Source organism: Snodgrassella alvi wkB2 (assembly GCF_000600005.1).
Taxonomy (GTDB): domain Bacteria; phylum Pseudomonadota; class Gammaproteobacteria; order Burkholderiales; family Neisseriaceae; genus Snodgrassella; species Snodgrassella alvi.
In genome coordinates this window covers 1,088,822-1,109,681 of record NZ_CP007446.1, presented here as the reverse complement: position 1 = coordinate 1,109,681, position 20,860 = coordinate 1,088,822, and the positions used below count along the sequence as shown (strand labels likewise).

Below are 20,860 nucleotides of genomic sequence, written 5' to 3'. Positions count from 1 at the left end.
TAAATCTCAATAATTCAGTTAGTAAAGTCGGTAATTGGTATCCGGCTATTTATTGTTTTGTGATTTCGGAGCAGTAGTCAAACTAGACGGATTTACATTAAATTTTTTCAAAATTTGTTGTAACTCTTTCTGGTCAGAGTCTTTATTAGCTAATCCCTGTGCCCAGATTTGTCGCGCCTGTTCCTGTTCTCCTTGCTGCCACAAGACTTCTCCCAGATGCGCTGCAATGGCACTTTCCTGCTGAACCTGATAGGCTGAACGTAAAAGCGGTAACGCTTTTTCAGGCTGGTTATTCAGATAATATGCCCACCCCAGACTATCCTGAATTGCCCAGGACTCATTATCCAGCTGACTTGCATGCTGCAAAATCGATAAAGCCTCTGCCCAATAGCGTTTTGGCATACTTAGCATAGTATAGCCCAGCCCATTATAGCCCTCCGCATCATCAGGTTTTAATTCAATAAAAGCACGAATATCTTTTATTGCCTTTTTCGGCTGATCCAGTTTTTCACTATAAGCTGTTGCTCGTGAATACAGCAGGAATGCTTTTAAGTCTGTATTATTATCCTTAGATGCAGCAGCTTTTTTGTCTGCATCCTTTAGCATCTGTGTCAGCTTTTGTACATAAACTTTCGGATCGAGGGTTTTACTATCAATATAAACTGACAGTGCAATGGTATGCATATTATCAGAAACGGGTGATTCTTTATTCTGATCTATCCGAGCTAACCATTGCTTTGCAGCCGGTATATTATTTTGGGTTACTTCAATCATCCCCATCAGATAGGCTTTATCTCCGATCAACTCACTATCAGTTACTTTATCCAGCCACTTACGTGCAGAGGTCATATCCCGATTAGAAAAGTAATATGTTGCAGCGAGAAGCGCTGCCTGACTTTGTTGAAGTCTGTTACCGGTCTGAATGACTTTATTAATATTTTCAATCAAAGCCGGTTCATTGGTTCTGTTGCTAAATAAAATTCCTGCCTGTTGTAAATAGATATCTGCATCAGCCTGAGTTTCTACCTTCTTTGCTGTGGCTAAGGGCAGACTATTCGGTCTGATTTGGTGTTTACTTAGTATTTGATTCAGAATTTTATGATCACTGGCTTTATTAAGCCAGCCCTGAGCCCATATTTGACGAGCTTCGTCCTCACGCCCTTGCTGCCAATAAACTTCCCCCAGATGAGCAGCTACTTCACTTTCCGGCAGCTTCTGATATGCATATTCTAGTAAAGGCAGCGCTTTTTCTACATTACCATTAAGAAAATAAGCCCAGCCCAGGCTGTCATTAATTGCCGGAGACTGGTTATTCTGAGCATAGGCTTTCTCCAGCAATTGCTGTGCTTCCTGCCAGTGATCTTTTGACAGACTTAACAAGGTGTAACCCAGTGCATTAAGCCCCTCTATCTGATTAGGCCGCATTTTCACAAACCGGCGCAGATCTGCTACTGCTTTTGCCGGCTCATCAAATTTATCTGCATATAACAGCCCACGAAGGAGTAATAACGGCGGAACATTTTCTACCTGTGTTCTGGCATCACTATGTTCTGCTTCATTAATCACTCTATTCAGATATTGTTCATATTTCTGGTCAGTGAGTGAAGAACTATTTACAAATGTTTGTAAACGAAGCAAATCCGATCCGCTGAAAAAAGTACCTGCCGGTGTTTTATCTGTCTGAGCTTTATTTAACCATTGCTGAGCTGCTTTCCAGTGTTTTTGTTCTGCTTCAATTGAGCACATCATAAGTGCCTGATCGAAGAGAAACTGCGGATCATTGACTTTAGTCGCCCACGAACGGGAAGCCGGCAGATTATGTTCATCATAATAGCGCATAGCCACCATCATGGCCGCTTTACTTCGCTGATTGGAATTCCCCAGTTCTACAATTTTCTCTGCATAGCCGGCAATGGTAGCTGTAGCAGCTTTTTGACTGACAGCCAGATAAACTGCCTGCAAATACAGATCCGCGCTTTTACTTTTCTCAAGTAATGGCTGCAAAGTTTGATATGCCTGTTGTAATTGATTATTCTTAATCAGCAATTCTATATAAAGACTTTGCCATTTAGCTGGCATGGTATCCACACCGGTTAGCTGGTAAAAATCCAGCAGATATTGTGGCTGCTTAAGATTAATCAGGTTCAGTGTCAGCTGGCTGGCTGGAAAAATATCGGTATCCAGATGAACCAGTAATTGTAACGCTTTGATGGTTTGCTCTTTATGCGCACCGGTTGCACCATAAATAGCATCGGCAATTAGGGCTTCTGCCATTTCAGGATGTAAAACTGCTGTTTTGTGAATCGGTGCATTTAACTCATCAGTGGCATCCAGATTATTTAACCGGAATTGTGCCATTTTTAAAAACAACCGGCGCAGCTGATAATCATTGGCATGAGATAAAACTGCATCTGCATTTTTCAATACTTGCGGCACATCATTTTTGGCGATAGCCAGCTCCCACATCAGGCGCTGTCTGGCTGGTGTCTCTGTCGGCTCAATTTCCTGCCAGCGATTAGCAATGGTTTGCGCTTCGATGATTTTATTTGCGCCAAGAGCCATTTCCATCGCCCGTTCAGCCACATCTGGTTCCTGTGTATGCTCAAGCATTCGCATATCTGCGGCCAGAGCCTGATCCGTTTTACCCTGAGAATAAATAAGTTCTGTGGCAAATAAAGTAAAAATATCATTGGCACGGCCAGCAATAGCCAGACGCCGTTGCAGCGAATCTGCATCATCCGGTGCTGTAACCTGATTATTTATCCGCTCAATTTTAGTTTGAATCAATGGTACTGGTTTATGCTGCTCTGACACACTGTTGGCATTGGCCATATGTACAACCATTAAACTTAAAACAATCGGGGTAATACGATGAATCCAACGAGGCATTAAACTTCTCCATATATGCAAATCAGTTTACGTAGACACTGAATCATAAATAACAACTCTGTACTTGTGCAGGCAATTTTTTTCTAATCGCGGTTTATCATGCAATATGTGTTCAGTTATTAAATACTTTAACCGGCACGATAAAATTTGCAGCTGTTTAAAGAATAAACTATTAGGCTAAAATAATTTGCTACTTTAACACAGACAATTTTAGCTGCGTATGACTTATGGCAATTTTATCTGATTAAAACTGACACAGTATGTGCTTTAAATTTTGTTTTCATGATGCTATTGTAACGATTTTATTCTGAATAATATAAATAAATTATGCCCGAGTTACCGGAAGTAGAAACAACGCTGCGCGGAATCGCTCCTTTTATTGAAAATCAAACTATTTCACAGGTAGAAGTGCGTCAGCCGCGTTTACGCTGGCCGATAATAGATAATCTAGGCGAACAGCTTGGCGGCGAAAAGGTATTATCAGTCAGACGCAGAGCTAAATACCTGCTGATTGAATTAGCTTCAGGCACATTAATTATTCATCTGGGTATGTCAGGCAGTTTACGCGTCTTTACTGACTTTACTGCTCCGCCAGTACAAAAACATGATCATGTAGATATTGCTTTTAGTAATGGTACGCTCTTACGATTTCATGACCCCAGACGTTTCGGAGCTGTTTTATGGTTTATCGGACTCATTGAACAGCATCCTTTATTAGTTAACCTCGGACCGGAACCACTCAGCCAGGATTTTAATACTGATTATTTGCTACAAAAACTTTCAAACCAGAAACGTGCGATTAAAACAGCAATTATGGATAATAAGATTGTTGTCGGTGTAGGCAATATCTATGCTAACGAAGCTTTGTTCCGTACTGGTATCCATCCGGCCATTCCGGCTATGAAGCTGAATAAACAGCAGATTAGCGCACTGACTGATGCAATCAAACAGATACTACAGGAAGCCATTACAGCAGGTGGCAGTACTTTAAGGGATTTTGTAAATAGTGCTGGTACCAGTGGTTATTTTCAGCTACAACATCAGGCATACGGACGAGCCGGTGAACCTTGCCCGCAATGCGGGCATCCGATTGAAAAAATGATTTTGGGACAAAGAAGCAGTTTTTATTGTCCTCAATGCCAGAAAAAACGATAAATAACAATGACAAAACAATGACAAAATCAGAACATACTTCTTTAATTACCCGTTTTTCGCGTATTTTCAGACTGGCTTTATGGCTGGTTAAGACAATCAGACGGGTAAATCGGTTTAAGAACCTGAATGAAACAGAGCGTAATAAGGAATTAATTTCAATTGCGCACAATTTACTTGATATTCTGCACGTAAAGGTAAACTCTGAACAATTATTACCCGATACAGCAAGTATGCCCTGGCTTACTGTAGCCAATCATATTAGCTGGCTGGATATTTTCGTATTAATGTCCTATATCCCCGGTGGCTTTATTGCTAAACAAAGTGTCAAATCATGGCCGGTAATCGGCAGACTGGCTACAAACGGGGGTACTGTTTATATTAATCGTCAGTCGAGACAGGATATTAATCCGGTTATCAAAGCCATAGTACTGGCATTGCATGAAGGTAAAAACGTCCTGTTTTTTCCCGAAGCGTATACATCTGAGGGAATGACTACCTTGCCGTTTAAAGCAGCCCTGTTTCAGGCAGCAATAGATGCAGATACACCCGTGATGGCAGTAGCCATGCGCTATTACAACCCTCAGGGATTGCGTACATCTAAAGTAGCATTTGCCGGCAAAACCAGTTTATTGCGTAGTCTGTGGAATATAGTATCTATGCCGGAAATTATAGTAAAAGTAGATTTTTCTGCGTTGCTGAATATTGCTGAAAACAAAACAAATGATCGTTTCAGCCTGAAAACTCAGGCTGAAGATTTTATTCAAAACAAAGTTCTTATGGATAGTCCGGCTACAGCAACCGCGCCTTCAACTTCTGAATCAATATAGGCCGATGTTTAAGGTGATAAGCGCTGTTTAATCCAGAGATTATTTTGTCTTGTATACTGAATACGGTCATGTAAACGGCTTGGTCTTCCCTGCCAGAATTCTACCAGCTCGGGTTTAACCAGATATCCGCCCCAATGCGGCGGTCTGGGTACATTGAACAAATATTTTGCCCCCAGTTTTGCTGCACGCGCCATCAGCTCGGTTTTACTATTAATTACGGCGCTTTGTTCACTAGCCCATGCACCAATACGGCTGCTGTAAGGTCGGGACTGAAAATAGGCATCTGATTCTGCTGCAGGTAATTGTTGCACGCTTCCCTCCACCCGTACCTGACGTTCCAGTTCCGGCCAGAAAAATGTGAGTGCCGCATGCGGATTCAGACTTAATGAACGCCCTTTACGGCTATGATAATTAGTAAAAAATACAAACCCTTCTGCTGTCACTTCTTTTAACAGCACAATGCGGGCATTAGGTCGTCCGTGCTGATCAACAGTAGCAACATTCATGGCTGTAGGCTCATTTACTTTGGCATGCATGGCTGCCATTAACCATTTTTGAAACTGCTCCAAAGGGTCTTCACAGCAATCAGCTTCACTAAGTGACTGCTGGCTGTAATCTTCACGAATATCGTGCAAATCCAGATTCTTCATTTTTTTGTTTATGCATGCGAAAAAGTTATTTACACCACTCTCAGGCATGATTTACTGCTTTTTCAGCACTGATAGCGTATAATTGCCCGATTTAATAACTTTATATTTATATAGAATATAAAGTCTGGCTGGCAATTATCCTACCCGCGGTAGCGGGCAAACGCAAATTACTTCAGGTAGTATGTCTTTAACCGTTATCGGACTCAATCACCAAACTGCGCCAGTTTCTGTACGTGAACGTTTGGCTTTCCCTGCCATAGAACTGGCAGAAGCACTGACTGCGCTTGGCAGTCAGGAAGAAATAGCAGAAGCGATGATTCTGTCTACCTGTAACCGTACAGAAATTTACTGTACTGGTAATGCAACCACAGCCATACAATGGCTGGCCGACTACCATCAATTGCCATTATCTGAATTTGCTCCCTATTTATATCAATTCCATAATAAACAGGCTGTGCAGCATGCCTTTCGGGTAGCTTGCGGACTGGATTCAATGGTTTTAGGTGAACCGCAGATTCTCGGACAATTAAAAGATGCCGTACGCGTTGCCCGCAGCCGGCATACGCTGCATCAGCAGCTGAATGCTCTGTTTGAAAAAACTTTTGCAGCAGCTAAAGAAATTCGCAATGAAAGTGCAGTCGGCGAAAACTCTGTATCCATGGCAGCGGCAGCAGTTAAAATGGCCGCACAGATTTTTCCTGATATTTCGGCATTGAATGTTTTAATGGTGGGTGCCGGTGAAATGATTGAGCTGGTAGCCACCTATTTTGCCGCAGAATGTCCGCGGCGCCTGACTGTTCTAAACCGTACGCTGGAACGTGCTCAGGAATTATGTCAGAAATTAAGCTGTGAAGCAGATGCACGCATATTAACTGCTTTACCTGAAATTCTGGCTGAATACGACGTAATTGTTTCTTCCACTGCCAGCCCTTTTCCGGTTATTGGTAAAGGTTTGGTAGAACGCGCACTCAGGCAGCGGCGCGGCATGCCGATGTTTTTGCTTGATCTGGCCGTACCGCGTGACATTGAAGCCGAAGCAGGCGAACTGAACGATGCATACTTGTATAGTGTTGATGATATGGTGCATATTGTGCAGCATGGTCAGGCAGCACGGCAACAGGCTGCAGCTGAAGCTGAAAAGATGGTTGCAGGCAAAGTTGCTGAGTTTATTGCATGGCAACAGACACGCAATAGCGTTCCTTTAATTTGTGAATTGCGCGATCAGGGTGAACAGCAGCGCAGCAAAGCAGTCACTAAAGCTCTGCGCCGTCTGCGTAAAGGTACGCCTGTTGAAGAAGTATTGCAGCGTTTAAGCCGTGAGTTAACTAATAGCCTTTTGCATGCACCCACCCGAGCTTTAAATAAAGACAGTCAGCAATATCCTGAGCTGGCCGAGGTCATTTGTCAGATTTACCAGCTGCATGGAAAAAATCAGCAGCATTAGCTACTGCCTCCAACTTATTCATAATCCTTAACTCTATATATCTGATACAGTCTCAATGGACTGATAGCTTTTATTTAATACGGAATACCAGATGAAACCTTCATTGATAGACAAGTTACAGCACCTGACTGAACGTCTGGAAGAAGTAACCGCTTTGCTGGCTTCTCCTGATGCCACGAATAATATTGACGAATATCGTCGCCTTACCCGTGAACATGCCGAGCTTACACCGGTAGTAGAAACCTATCGCCGGTATACACAGGCAGAAACTGATCTGGCTGCCGCAGAAGAAATGCTGGCAGACCCGGAATTAAAAGAATTTGCGGCTGAAGAAATCAATACTGCCCGTAATCAGATTACTCAGCTGGATGGCGAGTTGCAAAAACTTTTGTTACCGAAAGACGAAGATGATGATAAGAATATTTTCATAGAAATTCGTGCCGGAACCGGTGGTGATGAAGCAGCTTTATTTGCCGGCGATTTATTGCGCATGTATACCCGCTTTGCAGAACGTATGGGCTGGCAGGTAGAAATTGTATCCGCCAGTGAAAGCGATCTGGGTGGCTATAAAGAAGTGATTGCACGAATTGCAGGCATGAATGTTTACAGTCAGCTCAAATTTGAATCTGGCGGCCATCGGGTTCAGCGCGTACCAACTACAGAAAGTCAGGGCAGAATCCATACCTCAGCCTGTACTGTGGCCATTATGCCGGAAGCCGATGAAGTTGCTGAAGTACAGCTCAATCCGAACGATTTACGCATTGATACTTTCCGCGCCTCCGGTGCGGGGGGTCAGCATATTAATAAGACGGATTCTGCCGTACGTATTACTCACTTACCAACGGGTATGGTAGTGGAATGTCAGGATGGTCGTTCACAGCATGCCAATAAAGCACAGGCAATGCGAGTACTTGCCTCCCGACTGTATGAACAGCAGAAACATGCTGCTCATGCCAAAGAGGCTGCTGAACGTAAAAGCCTGATTGGCAGCGGCGACCGCAGTGAACGTATTCGAACTTATAATTATCCCCAAGGCAGAGTAACCGATCATCGCATCAATCTTACTCTGCATAAACTGGATTTTATTATGGATGGTGATTTATCTGAGCTGACACAGGCATTAATTGCCGAGCATCAGGCTCAGCAGCTGGCACAATTAAGTAATGCCGGCTAAGCTCATCAAAAAAAGCTGTTCTGACTTTCAAAACAGCTTTTCAATATAAATCAGCTACAACAAAGAATTAAGCCTGCTGCCATAGAACAGAAACCAGATTGCAGCAATTGCCAGCACAATTCCGGCAGCATTCAAACCATTGATTTTTTCTTTAAACACAAAAGCGCCAATAATAGTGGCCAGTGTTATTACACCCAGATTCATACCGGCAAACACCAGCGAAGGATCTTGCTGAAAATACTGATGTGCACGAATGTAAAACAGAATATTGGCAAAATTTAAACCACCCAGTATCAGACCTGCCAGAATACTGGCCGCATTCCAGACTGTTCTGCGTAAACACAGATAACATATAATCAGAATGGCAGCGAGGATAAATGACACCAGCAAGGTCGGTGCAAAAGCTGTTCCGCTTTTCGCCATCTGTTTAAACAGAATATCTGTAGTTCCGTAACAAAGCCATACACCGAATAAATAGCCGGCAGTACTTAAAAAATCGCCTTTTCCTTTGCCTTTAGCCGGATTCTCACGGTACAGCAAGGTAAGCAAGGCCATCAGTGCCAGTGCAATTCCGATAATTTTATTAGTGCTTAAAGTTTCTCCAAAAAGCACAAATGCGGCCACTATAGGCATAAATAGCGACAGGCGCTGGGCGGCATCTGTTTTTACCATTCCCGCCTGTTCGATAGCCCGCCCCAGCACAATAAAGCCGAGCGGCAGACCAACACCTAAAGCCAGAAAAATAATCCAGTGACTGCTATAAGTATGCCAGTCAGAAAAATCCGGACGTAAAAAAAACCAGGTGCAGGCAGCAGCTACCGGGTAATTAATCGCTACAGCCTGAGCAATATTAACACCGTTTCTGCGTGCCAGTTTCAGTAATACTGACACAGAGACACTACATAGAATACTAATAATCAGAAAATGCATTTTTCCCCCAAAAATCAAAATTTACGAACTGACTTATCCGCTATTAAAAACTAAAAATCAAAATCTGCCTGCAGCCATATTTGCTCACTCAGATTTTGTTCTGTCTGGTCTGCTGGTTGTGATTGCATTTGTTCCAGCTTGCGCCGGCGCAATACACACAAACGCAGCACATACTGTTTCTGAGTATCAGACATACGTAACCAGTAAAGACGCTCGTCTCTGCTGCGCAGGCAGCCTTTGCAATATCCCTTTTGATTGCTTTCACAAATACCTTTACAGGGACTGGGAATAACAAAAAATTCTAACTGTTCCATTGCCTAGGTTTTGCATCCCTCTTCAATACCACAATTACAACAGACTGCCTTAAACAACCCAGCCGGAATAACACCGGAAAAACGTTAACTATGACACATACACAGATGTAAGTCAGCCTCTTTAATACAGAAAGAACATCTGATTTTGCTAAAAATTCCACGAAAAGCAGAGTAAATGTTATAATTCAAGGTTAATTTTCCTTACAAATAGCTAATAAACTAGGTTACACACTCCTATGAGTAAAAAAATTCGTAATATTGCCATTATCGCACACGTCGACCACGGCAAAACCACACTGGTAGACCAGTTATTGCGCCAGTCCGGTACTTTCCGTGCCAATCAGCAGGTAGACGAACGAGTAATGGACAGCAACGATCTTGAAAAAGAACGCGGCATTACCATTCTTGCCAAAAATACCGCCATCGAATACGAAGGCTACCATATTAATATCGTTGATACACCCGGACATGCCGATTTTGGCGGTGAAGTAGAACGTGTACTGGGAATGGTTGATTGTGTGCTACTACTGGTGGATGCCCAGGAAGGCCCGATGCCGCAAACCCGCTTTGTTACCAAAAAAGCACTGGCATTAGGGCTGAAACCGATTGTAGTGATCAATAAAATTGATAAGCCAAGTGCCCGCCCGAGCTGGGTAATTGACCAGACTTTTGAACTGTTCGATAAACTGGGTGCTACCGATGAACAGCTCGACTTCCCTATCGTTTATGCTTCTGGTCTGTCTGGCTTTGCCAAGCTGAATGAAGAAGACGAATCTACCGATATGCGTCCGCTGTTTGAAACCATTCTGAAATATACCCCGGAACCAGCCGGTGATGCAGATAAACCTCTGCAATTACAGATTTCTCAGCTTGATTATGATAACTATACCGGCCGGCTGGGTATCGGTCGTATTCTGAACGGACGAATTAAACCCGGTCAGGTAGTAGCTATCATGAATGAAGATAAGCAGATTGGTCAGGGACGCATTAATCAGTTGCTTGGCTTCAAAGGATTGGAACGCATTCCGCTACAAGAAGCGGAAGCCGGTGATATTGTTACGGTTTCCGGACTGGAAGATATAGGTATCGGTGTTACCATTGCTGATCGTGAACAACCTCAGGGGCTGCCTATGCTGAGCGTGGACGAACCTACTCTGACGATGGATTTCATGGTCAATACCAGCCCGCTGGCCGGTACAGAAGGTAAATTTGTTACCAGTCGCCAGATTCGCGAACGTTTGCAAAAAGAATTGCTGACCAATGTAGCCCTGCGCGTTGAAGACACAGCAGACGCAGATGTATTCCGTGTTTCAGGCCGTGGTGAGCTTCATCTGACTATTCTGATTGAAAATATGCGCCGTGAAGGTTACGAGCTGGCTGTCGGCAAACCACGTGTGGTTTTCCGTGAAATTGACGGCGTTAAATGCGAACCTTACGAAAACCTGACTGTCGATGTAGAAGACAATACTCAGGGTGCTGTAATGGAAGAACTGGGTCGCCGCCGCGGTGAACTGACCAATATGGAAAGCGACGGCAAAGGCCGTACCCGTCTGGAATACCGTATTCCTGCGCGCGGTCTGATTGGTTTTCAGGGTGAATTTATGACCATGACCCGTGGTCAGGGACTGATGAGCCACGTATTTGATAATTACGCACCAGTAAAAGCAGAAATACCCGGCCGCCGCAATGGTGTACTGGTATCACAAGAACAGGGTGATGCTGTAGCCTATGCTTTATGGAATCTGGAAGACCGTGGTCGTATGTTTATCAATCCGGGCGAAAAAATTTACGAAGGCATGATTATCGGTATTCACAGCCGTGACAATGATCTGGTTGTTAATCCGCTGAAAGGTAAAAAACTGACTAATGTCCGTGCTTCCGGCACAGATGAAGCAGTGCGTCTGACTCCGCCGGTACTGATGTCTCTGGAAGCTGCGGTAGAGTTTATCGATGATGATGAACTGGTAGAAATTACTCCGCAAACCATTCGCCTGCGTAAACGCTATCTGAGCGAACAGGAACGCCGCAAACACTTTAAAAAATTAGATTAATTAAAGTTTATCTGGCACAGGCAGCTTTTTAAAGGCTGCCTTTTTTCAATATCGAATATTTATATTTAAGAACAATATTTCTTAATAAATAACATTGTTATTCAATCTGGTTATTGTATTACTATTGAATCATCCAGTCTCAACAAATAACACAGCTTTATTTATCATTTATATTTTATACAGATTGTCTGTACTGTAATTACTCACTAATATACAGATACCATGCCAAACTGATAAAATTATCTGTTATTAATCAGCGGTTGATTACATATTTTTTATCTGCACTACAAAATTTATCCTTGTATGTGACAACCGCATCCCCCATTTTACTATTCTATATTATGAATTTTATTGAGGACTAATTTGCCATGAATGCAGTATTGGTAATATTGGCTATTGTTTTATTACTCATTGGTTTATTAGGTACATTTATGCCTGCTTTACCTGGTCTGCCTCTCATGTTCGGAGGTGCATGGTTACTGGCATTGAGCAGCAATTATCAGATTATGGGGGCACCCACATTAATAACTTTAGGTATACTGACTTTATTAGGTTGTTTTCTGGATTATATGGCCGGTATGCTGGGTGCTAAACATAGTGGTGCAAGCAGAAGAGCTATCTGGGGTTCTTTTATTGGTGCCATTATTGGCATGTTTTTTGCCTTACCGGGCATGGTATTGGGGCCGCTAATTGGTGCAGCAACCGGTGAATTTATTGCCAGACGCAATCTGGTCGCTGCGGGCAAGGTAGGTTTTGCCACACTGATTGGTCTGGTTGTTGGTGTGGTTGCCAAAATTGGCTGTGCATTTGCCATTCTGATTACCATCGCTGTAATGTATTTGTATTCGCTATATTAATTATTGTTATGTAATAATAGCCATAATTCTGGGACTGTGTCTGAAACTGACTTGTTATTCATCCATTCCAAACAATTCTGTTTCAATTGTCTGCTTATCAGGGCTTGTCTTATCATAGCTTGCCCATAAGTACTGGCAATCAATTTCTATTATCTGTAAAACTAAAATTATGCCCGCTGCTGCTTCATTCGCATTGCCTAAAACCAGACAGACTGTAATCTGGTCTGATTTAAATGCTGGTAGTCTGCCATTATTACTTAGCCAGCATTTACCTGAAAAAAAACTGAAAATTATTTTAACTGCAGATGCCGAACAGGCAATCCGTATTCAGGCAGCATGGCACTTTTTTGATCCTGCTGCACGTATCATGTTTTTCCCGGACTGGGAAACTCTGCCCTACGAACATTTTTCTCCTCATCAGGAACTGGTATCAGAGCGACTAAGTACATTGTGGCAACTAAAAAACGGACTGGTTGACGTTTTATTGTTACCGCTGGCAACAGCCATGCAAAAAATTGCCCCTCCTTCATTTTTGCTGGGACATACTTTCTGGCTGAAAACCGGGCAGGAACTGAATATTGAAGCATTGAAACACAGCCTGGTTGAAGCCGGCTACAATCATGTTTCTCATGTGGTAGCGACCGGAGAATTCGCCATGCGTGGCGGTATTCTCGATATTTTTCCAATGGGCAGTGACACCCCGTTTCGTCTGGATTTATTTGACAATGAAATTGATACCATCAAAACATTTGATGCAGACAGCCAGCGTACATTAACCACTGTAGATGAAATCCGTCTGTTACCGGCACATGAATTTCCAACCGACAGTGATGCACAGAAAATATTCCGCAGCCGCTTTCGGGAAGAAATCAATAGCGATGCCCGAAAAGCAACTGTTTATAATGCAGTATCTGAAGGACATTTCGGGGCGGGTGTTGAGTATTACCTGCCTTTATTTTTTGAAGAAGAATGTGTCAGTATCTTTGATTACACAGATGATGAAGCCATTCTGGTTTGTCTGGGTGATATTCATCAAGAATCTGCCCGTATCTGGCAGGATGTCAAACAACGCTACATTCTGGCACAAGGCGATCCGGCCTATCCCCCGCTGGCACCAGATTATCTTTATCTTAGTGAAGACCAGTTCGGGGCACGTATTAAATCTTATGCGCGTCTTGTTCCACAAATCAGTGAAGACACTACTTATACGCTGCCAAGTGTCGCAGTAGACAGACAGGCTGATGATCCGCTGCATACACTGAAAAATTTTCTCCAACAATGGTCAGGACGGGTACTGATTTGCGCAGAAAGTCTCGGACGCCGGGAAACCATGCTCAATTTTATGCGCCAGTACAGTTTACAGCCAGATATTGTCAATAGCTGGCAGGACTTTCTGAACAGTAATTCCAGCTTGTGCTTGACTATTGCGCCGTTAAGTTACGGTTGCCTGCTGACAGATCAGCAACTGGCCATTATTACTGAGGCTGATTTATACCAGTATATTATTCGCGGCCGGCGTACAAGACGCAAACATAGTGCTGTTTCAGACGGCATGTTGCGCGATTTGGCTGAAATCAAAATTGGTGATCCGGTGGTACATGAACAACATGGTATCGGACGCTATCAGGGTCTAGTAACTCTGGATTTAGGTGAAGGTGCCTGTGAAATGATGCTACTGGAGTATGCTGAAGGCTCTCAGTTATATGTACCTGTTAGTCAGCTCCAGCTTATTTCCCGCTATGCAGGTAGTGCTCATGATAACGTCAGTTTGTATAAACTGGGTCATGGAGCATGGGATAAAGCACGACATAAAGCCGCAGAAAAAGCCAGAGATACAGCTGCCGAATTATTAAATCTATATGCTCAGCGTGAAGCTCAGCAAGGCCACCGTTTTAGTCTGAATGAGATGGATTATCAGGCTTTTGCCAATGGCTTTGGCTATGAAGAAACCGAAGATCAGGCTACGGCAATCGCTGCGACCATAAAAGATTTATGTGCTGAAAAGCCCATGGACAGACTGATTTGCGGAGATGTAGGCTTTGGTAAAACTGAGGTTGCACTACGCGCCGCTTTTGTAGCAGCAATGGCTGGTAAACAGGTGGTAGTACTTGCACCAACTACACTGCTTGTTGAGCAACATGCACAAAATTTTGCTGATCGCTTTGCAGACTTTCCGATTAAAGTTGCCCAGCTTTCCCGCTTTAATACCAGTAAACAAACACAGGCCACACTTGCCGGACTGGCTGACGGCACAGTAGATATTGTGATTGGTACCCATAAACTGGTTCAGCCGGATGTCCATTTTAAAAATCTGGGACTGGTTATTATAGATGAAGAACATCGCTTTGGCGTACGTCAGAAAGAACAGCTTAAACGTCTGCGTGCTAATGTAGATGTGCTTACACTGACCGCAACACCAATTCCGCGTACATTAAGTATGGCGCTGGAGGGCCTGCGTGATTTTTCATTGATTACCACAGCTCCAAGCCGCCGGCTGGCTGTAAAAACCTTTGTTCGTCCTTACAGCGATGGTTTAATACGAGAAGCCGTATTACGTGAACTGAAACGTGGCGGACAGGTATTTTTCCTGCACAATGAAGTTGATACTATTGCTAACACTTATGAAAAATTAACTACTTTATTACCTGAAGCCCGTATCGGTATCGCTCATGGACAACTGCGTGAACGCGAACTGGAACAGATTATGCGGGATTTTCTTCAGCAGCGTTATAACGTGTTACTGTGTTCAACTATCATTGAAACCGGAATTGATATACCCAATGCCAATACGATTATTATTGAGCGAGCTGATAAGTTTGGTCTTGCCCAGTTGCATCAGCTGCGTGGCCGTGTAGGCCGTTCTCATCATCAGGCATATGCCTATCTACTGATACCGGATGCAATGACCAAAGATGCACAGAAACGTCTGGAAGCCATAGAAATGGCTGATGATCTGGGAGCCGGATTTACATTAGCCATGCAGGATTTAGAAATCCGTGGTGCCGGCGAAATTTTGGGTGAAGGACAGTCTGGTGAAATGATTCAGGTCGGATTTACTTTATATACCGAAATGCTCAAGCAGGCCGTGCGCAATTTGAAGAAAGGCAGAGAGCCGGATCTGGATGCCCCGCTGGGTATTACCAGTGACATTAAATTACATAGCCCTGCTCTGCTGCCGGAAAATTATTGCCCGGATATTCATGCCAGACTGGTGTTGTACAAACGCCTGGCCAGCTGTGAAACAGAAGCTGAGATAGACCAGATACACGAAGAACTGATCGACCGTTTCGGGCTTCCTGAACCGGCCGTCTCCACGTTGATTGCCAGCCATCATTTACGCATTGAAGCAGCCAGCTTAGGCATAGACACAATTGACGCCAGTAGTGAAGCCATTACTTTTACTTTTGGCAAACATCATCGTATTAACCCCGCAACTATTGTAGCCATTATGCAAAGTGATAAAAACTACCGTCTGACTGGAGCAGATAAACTCAGAGTTAGCATTGGTATTGAAGACGTTATGCAACGTGTCCAGATTATTAAAAACATTATGAAACAACTTGCGGTTGATGCTGGCTAAACTTAAAAATAACAGGTAAGCATTTTTAGCTGACAGTCAAAAATAAAAATCAGCATTTAAAGCTGAATAACAAAAAGCAGTCATACGATGAAAATAGTATGGCTGCTTTTATTTTGTATCAGTATTGAAAACAGCCAAAATTTACCAAATTTTCCAGAGTGAGACTTTAGCTGAATTTATCCAGAGCAAACAGCTCATTAGCATATTTTTTTAGCCACTTACGGGCATTATCAGCATCAGCACAGTATTCTGCAACCATTGCCCAGAAAGCTTTACCATGGTTGGCATGGCGCAAGTGGCACAATTCATGAATACAGACATAATCCACCACGTCAGCAGGTGCGCCAATTAATCTCCAGTTGAGACGGATTCCGCTACGCCGGCGACATACTCCCCAAAAAGTTCGAGCCTGACTTAATGTCATTGCCATTGGCTGCAACTGCATTACATTTGCCCAATATTGCAAGCGTAGCAACAATTCCTTTTTGGCACTTTGTTTTAACCATGCTTTCAAAAGTACATAGGGCGACTGTGAATTTACCAGTGGTACTAAAAAGCCATATTGCTTATGCCACTGCACTTTTGTTAGTACGGATATCTGAGTAAAAGGATATGCCTGCCCACGAAACCAGATAAATTCAGGTAATGCTGTTGCTATTTTTTCTGATTGCTTCCACAGTTTTTTAATAGCAATTTCATTAACGTTTAGCCATTCATACAAAGATTTCATTGATACAAATGGCGGAACGTTAATATCCAGTAAACAACCTGATGCAGGACGTACAATAATATTTTTTTTTGCTGTACGCCGTAATTTCAGCCTGATGATATCGCCATCTGTAGTTGTGTGAAGAAATTCCGACATGACAACTAATCTGATAAAAATGTAAATAAATTACTATCTGAGACAAGCAGATACTTCTATTAACCAGCACATCATATTATTTATATCTCGTTTCAGATTCAGTCTTAAAAAATTAAATAAACTGCCTGTTTATCTGCTTAGGATTCTGCAAAACACTATTTAAAAATAAAAAAGTATCAATATTCAACTGATATCAATTAATGCGGCACAAACGGCGTTGGTACTTGCGGATGTTCTGGTGCAAACGGCCCCACCCCCTGAATTTTTACTTGCTCGGATTCTATCCATTGCTCACAGATTCTGATTAATTCTTCCGGATTATGAGCTGACTCATAATGAATCGGTTCACCAATCACGACTGTTACTTTACCCGGATATTTAAAAAAGGAATCTTTAGGCCAGAATTCGCCACTATTTAATGCGACCGGCACCAGATTCATATGTAGTTCCTGTGCCATTCGGGCAGCACCTTTTTTATAATGGCCACGGAAACCTGGCTTAATTCGTGTACCTTCCGGAAAAATACAAATCCACATCCCCTTTTGCTTGCATATTTTCCCCTGACTGATAATCTGGGCATTTGCCGCTTTAGGGTTTTTACGATCAATACCGATTGTGCCGCGCCATTTCAGTGCCCAGCCAAAAACCGGTATACGAAAAAGTTCGCGTTTAGCCACAAAGGCCAGATCAGGGAAAAATACCAGCATGGCCAGCGTTTCCCAGCCGGATTGGTGTTTACAGCACACAATTCCGGGTTCGCGCGGAATATTTTCCCGGCCGGTTACTTCGTATGTTAATCCGATAATGTGCTCCAGCATCCAGAAAAGAGTTTTTCCCCATACAGTGGTTGTCCATGTAACCCCTTTTGGTACCAGCATGGAAACAATTACTACCACCAGCCAGATTAATGAAAATACACACAAACAAAACCAGTAAATCAAATTACGCAACAACAGCATGTTATATTATTCCTCGGCTGCCTGTTCAGCCAGAGTACGACAATATTTGGCAAAATCCAGCAAATCATCGTACACCTGAGTATCTTCCGGCAATTCTTCCATTTTTAATGTTTCCTTGCCTTTACCGGTTAAAACCAGTACAGGATGACCGCCAATTGCGGCAATTGCCTGCATATCGCGAATACCATCTCCGACAAGCCAGGTATTTTCTGCTTTCATATGCAGACGATCCAGAATATCCAGCAGCAAACCTGGTTCAGGTTTACGACATTTACATTTAGCATTACCGGTATGCGGACAAAACCAAACCCCGCTTAAGCGGCCGCCAGCTTTCTGTATATGAGTATGCATTTTGCTATGTACTTCATTCAACTGCTGCATACTGACCTGATTACGCCCGATACCAGACATATTTTCCGCCACAACAACGGTATAACCACTTTGAGTCAGAAAGGCAACAGCATCCATACTACCCGGTAAGGGAAGCCACTGATCAGGATCGCTGATGGGCTGTGGTTGCATAACATTCAACACACCATCGCGATCCAGTATGATTAATTTGCCTTTTCCATTCAATGCCATAATTAACCTTATTGCACCGGCTTCAAACTTTGCCGCCACTGAATCAAAGCACTATCAAATACGCCATCAAGTAAAGACTGATTTTCATCATTAATTTCTACATGATAAAAACTTTGCAAGGCCGGCGTATTTAATGTTTGTACATAATCTTCCATAAAACGACCATAGCCCTCATCTTCATCTTCATAGTAATAAAGTGAAAACCGTCGTCCTTCATCATTAAAATCACTGTCTTCCAGACAACCGGCCATATTATTCAGAACAAATTCAGCTCCGCTCATAACCTGAGCTTTCAGTGCTGCCATATCTTCTTCTGCAGCTTCATCCCATTGCGGATTATATAAACCCCGGCGTACAGCCCATGACCAGTAATAACCCATATGTGTAGCAGCATTAGCCAGTGACAATGCAGGCGGATAATCTTCTTCTGTATGGAATACTATATTATCAAATATCATAATTTAGCTTTCATCCACTATTTAAGAATGAGCAGAAATGTCTGCTATTATTTACTCACTTAATAAGGCAATATCGGCCACAGCATTCATCTGCTGAGATAAACACAGTAATAAAGCCAGACGGTTATTCTTAATAGCTTCATTTTCATCCATTACCATCACATTAGTAAAGAATGCATCCACTTTTTCTTTAATTCCGGCCAGCTCGGTTAATGCCTGAGCAAAATCCTGCCGTTTCAGCACAGCTTGAATTTTTTCTGCAACCTGCTCAGTTGCCTGATAAAGCTGTTTTTCATCCTGCTGCTGCAAAAGATCCGGATTAACAGCGGATAAAGCAGAAATATCGGCCTTTTTCAGTAAATTATGAACACGTTTATTAGCTGCAATCAGTGCAGTAGCTTCATCCAGCTGTTTAAAGCAGGTTACTGCGGCAAGTCTGGCTTCCAGCTCACCCAGATTTTCTACCTTACCGGCCAGTACTGCAGCCACTACATCCTGCGCAAAGGAATTCTGTAACAGAATTGCCAGTCTGGCCTGCATAAACCCGGCCACTTCACTGACAGTATTTTCAGCCAGTCTGCCTGAAGCAAATGTATCAAATGCTGCCTGTAATAATGGCATCAGTGCCAGATTATGCTGCATCAGCATTCGTAAAATACCCAGTGCACTGCGGCGCAATGCATACGGATCTTTATCCCCGGTCGGAATAAGCCCGATACCCCAGATACCGAGCAAAGTTTCCAGTTTATCTGCCAGAGCAACCACTGTACCAGTTAAATTGTCCGGTAAAGCATCATTAGCAAAACGCGGCCAGTAATGTTGCTCAATTGCTACAGCAACATCAGCATTTTCACCATCATGCAAAGCATAGTATTTACCCATCGTTCCCTGTAGCTCAGGGAACTCCCCTACCATGTCGGTCAGTAAATCAGCTTTAGCCAGCTCAGCAGCACGTACAGCCTTTTCTACATCAGCATTAAGTAACGGTGCAATAGCTTTTGCCAGCTGAGTAATACGCTGAACTCTTTCTGCAACACTACCCAGCTTATTGTGATAAACCACGTTTTGCAGACGAGGCAGACGACTTTCAAGAGTCGTTTTCTGATCCTGACGGTAGAAAAACTCGGCATCTGCCAGACGGGCTCGTAATACACGCTCATTCCCATGAATAATATGTACCGGATTTTCTGTTTGCAGATTAGATACCAGCAGGAAACGATTAATTAGTTTGCCATCATTGTTTAATAGCGGAAAATATTTCTGATTTTGCTGCATGGTTAAAATCAGACATTCCTGCGGCACTTGTAAAAAGCGCTCATCAAAACCTGCCTGTAAAACTACCGGCCATTCAACCAAAGCTGTAACCTCATCCAGCAAGCCTTCTGCATAGGCTACCTGAGCATGAAGTGCATCAGCCGCTACAGTTAAACCCTGCTCAATACGGGCTCGGCGCTCGGCAAAGCTGGCTACTACTTTACCCTGCTCTAATAATACTTTTTCATAATCTGAAGCATGGTTAAAAATAATTCTGTCTTTACTCAGAAAACGGTGACCTAAAGTCCAGTTCTGGCTGTTTAATCCCAAGACACTGCCAGTAACCGTTTCAGTACCATGCATCATCACCAGTCCATGTACAGGCCGGACAAAAGTAAAGGTACTGCTACCCCAGTGCATCACTTTCGGAATAGGCAGTTTTTTGATGGATTGATTCAATATATCGCTTAACAAGGCATTCAGTGGTAAACCGGCCTGAGTATATTCATAGGCAAATACCATTTGTTTGCCATCATTAATCTGGCTAAGCTGACTGATTTCTACCTGATTACTGCGGGCAAATCCCTGCAAAGCCCTGGTAGGCTCACCATCTTTCATACCCGCTGTTACACTGGGACCTTTTTTCACAATTTGCTGGTCTGCCTGCACCGCTTTAACATTTTGCACCAGAACACCCAGCCGTCTGGGTGCAGCAAATACCTGATAATCAGCAACACCGCTAATCAGCTGTGCCTTTTCCAGACCCTCAACTACTCCGGCGGCCAGACTTTCACCCAGATTATTCAGTGCCTTTGGCGGCAATTCTTCAGTACGCAGTTCAATTAATAAAGGAGCATTCATGCAAGTATTA

The 20,860-nt window shown here is 43.2% G+C and carries 16 protein-coding genes; 7 read left to right on the top strand and 9 right to left on the bottom strand.

The genetic code is table 11. From position 1 onward, the window contains the following. Positions 1-45 precede the first annotated feature (45 nt). The gene (locus SALWKB2_RS05075; RefSeq protein ID WP_025330600.1) at positions 46-2,889 is read right to left on the bottom strand and encodes a tetratricopeptide repeat protein; all 2,844 of its coding nucleotides are present in this window, start codon (positions 2,887-2,889) and stop codon (positions 46-48) included. Between the two features lie 327 nt (positions 2,890-3,216). Between SALWKB2_RS05075 and mutM the strand changes: the two genes are divergently transcribed. Together mutM and SALWKB2_RS05065 are read left to right on the top strand one after the other, a co-directional pair. Continuing rightward, positions 3,217-4,044, top strand: coding sequence for a bifunctional DNA-formamidopyrimidine glycosylase/DNA-(apurinic or apyrimidinic site) lyase (gene mutM, locus SALWKB2_RS05070; protein ID WP_025330599.1), 828 nt, complete (start codon positions 3,217-3,219; stop codon positions 4,042-4,044). A 17-nt stretch (positions 4,045-4,061) separates the two neighbouring features. Further along, positions 4,062-4,871, top strand: coding sequence for a lysophospholipid acyltransferase family protein (locus SALWKB2_RS05065; RefSeq protein ID WP_025330598.1), 810 nt, complete (start codon positions 4,062-4,064; stop codon positions 4,869-4,871). 8 nt (positions 4,872-4,879) lie between these two features. Here SALWKB2_RS05065 and pdxH read toward each other — a convergent pair whose 3' ends face one another. Beyond that, complete coding sequence (gene pdxH / locus SALWKB2_RS05060; protein ID WP_025330597.1) at positions 4,880-5,512, bottom strand: pyridoxamine 5'-phosphate oxidase; 633 nt, start codon at positions 5,510-5,512, stop codon at positions 4,880-4,882. A gap of 190 nt (positions 5,513-5,702) precedes the next feature. Between pdxH and hemA the strand changes: the two genes are divergently transcribed. Both hemA and prfA read left to right on the top strand, forming a co-directional pair. Beyond that, a complete protein-coding gene (hemA, locus tag SALWKB2_RS05055; protein WP_025330596.1) occupies positions 5,703-6,965 on the top strand; it encodes a glutamyl-tRNA reductase in 1,263 nt (420 codons plus the stop codon). A 91-nt stretch (positions 6,966-7,056) separates the two neighbouring features. Next, positions 7,057-8,139 (top strand): peptide chain release factor 1, encoded by a 1,083-nt coding sequence (prfA, locus tag SALWKB2_RS05050; RefSeq protein ID WP_025330595.1) that lies wholly within the window; start codon positions 7,057-7,059, stop codon positions 8,137-8,139. Between the two features lie 54 nt (positions 8,140-8,193). Here prfA and SALWKB2_RS05045 read toward each other — a convergent pair whose 3' ends face one another. Together SALWKB2_RS05045 and SALWKB2_RS05040 are read right to left on the bottom strand one after the other, a co-directional pair. Next, positions 8,194-9,069 carry a DMT family transporter gene (locus SALWKB2_RS05045; RefSeq protein ID WP_025330594.1) on the bottom strand — a complete coding sequence of 292 codons (876 nt, stop codon included), beginning with the start codon at positions 9,067-9,069 and terminating at the stop codon, positions 8,194-8,196. A gap of 50 nt (positions 9,070-9,119) precedes the next feature. Next, positions 9,120-9,383 carry a DUF1289 domain-containing protein gene (locus SALWKB2_RS05040; RefSeq protein WP_025330593.1) on the bottom strand — a complete coding sequence of 88 codons (264 nt, stop codon included), beginning with the start codon at positions 9,381-9,383 and terminating at the stop codon, positions 9,120-9,122. 236 nt (positions 9,384-9,619) lie between these two features. On the opposite strand from SALWKB2_RS05040, the gene typA reads away from it, so the two are divergent. The 3 genes from typA to mfd all read left to right on the top strand — a co-directional run bounded on the left by typA (position 9,620) and on the right by mfd (position 15,871). Continuing rightward, positions 9,620-11,434 (top strand): translational GTPase TypA, encoded by a 1,815-nt coding sequence (gene typA, locus SALWKB2_RS05035; protein ID WP_025330592.1) that lies wholly within the window; start codon positions 9,620-9,622, stop codon positions 11,432-11,434. A 368-nt stretch (positions 11,435-11,802) separates the two neighbouring features. Continuing rightward, the gene (locus tag SALWKB2_RS05030; RefSeq protein WP_025330591.1) at positions 11,803-12,291 is read left to right on the top strand and encodes a DUF456 domain-containing protein; all 489 of its coding nucleotides are present in this window, start codon (positions 11,803-11,805) and stop codon (positions 12,289-12,291) included. Between the two features lie 169 nt (positions 12,292-12,460). Continuing rightward, positions 12,461-15,871 (top strand): transcription-repair coupling factor, encoded by a 3,411-nt coding sequence (gene mfd / locus SALWKB2_RS05025; RefSeq protein WP_025330590.1) that lies wholly within the window; start codon positions 12,461-12,463, stop codon positions 15,869-15,871. 166 nt (positions 15,872-16,037) lie between these two features. On the opposite strand, the gene SALWKB2_RS05020 is transcribed toward mfd, so the two are convergent. From SALWKB2_RS05020 to glyS, 5 genes are all read right to left on the bottom strand, one after another. Beyond that, a complete protein-coding gene (locus SALWKB2_RS05020) occupies positions 16,038-16,736 on the bottom strand; it encodes a M48 family metallopeptidase (protein WP_025330589.1) in 699 nt (232 codons plus the stop codon). A 197-nt stretch (positions 16,737-16,933) separates the two neighbouring features. Continuing rightward, on the bottom strand, positions 16,934-17,695 hold the full coding sequence (locus tag SALWKB2_RS05015) for a lysophospholipid acyltransferase family protein (protein WP_025330588.1): 762 nt from the start codon (positions 17,693-17,695) through the stop codon (positions 16,934-16,936). A 6-nt stretch (positions 17,696-17,701) separates the two neighbouring features. Then, the gene (gmhB, locus tag SALWKB2_RS05010; protein WP_025330587.1) at positions 17,702-18,277 is read right to left on the bottom strand and encodes a D-glycero-beta-D-manno-heptose 1,7-bisphosphate 7-phosphatase; all 576 of its coding nucleotides are present in this window, start codon (positions 18,275-18,277) and stop codon (positions 17,702-17,704) included. Positions 18,278-18,285: 8 nt separating this feature from the next. Then, positions 18,286-18,735: a DUF7832 domain-containing protein gene (locus SALWKB2_RS05005; RefSeq protein ID WP_180214728.1), complete on the bottom strand. Its 450-nt coding sequence runs from the start codon at positions 18,733-18,735 to the stop codon at positions 18,286-18,288. A 51-nt stretch (positions 18,736-18,786) separates the two neighbouring features. After that, positions 18,787-20,850, bottom strand: a complete 2,064-nt coding sequence (glyS, locus tag SALWKB2_RS05000; protein WP_025330585.1) for a glycine--tRNA ligase subunit beta — start codon at positions 20,848-20,850, stop codon at positions 18,787-18,789. Between the last annotated feature and the right edge of the window lie 10 nt (positions 20,851-20,860).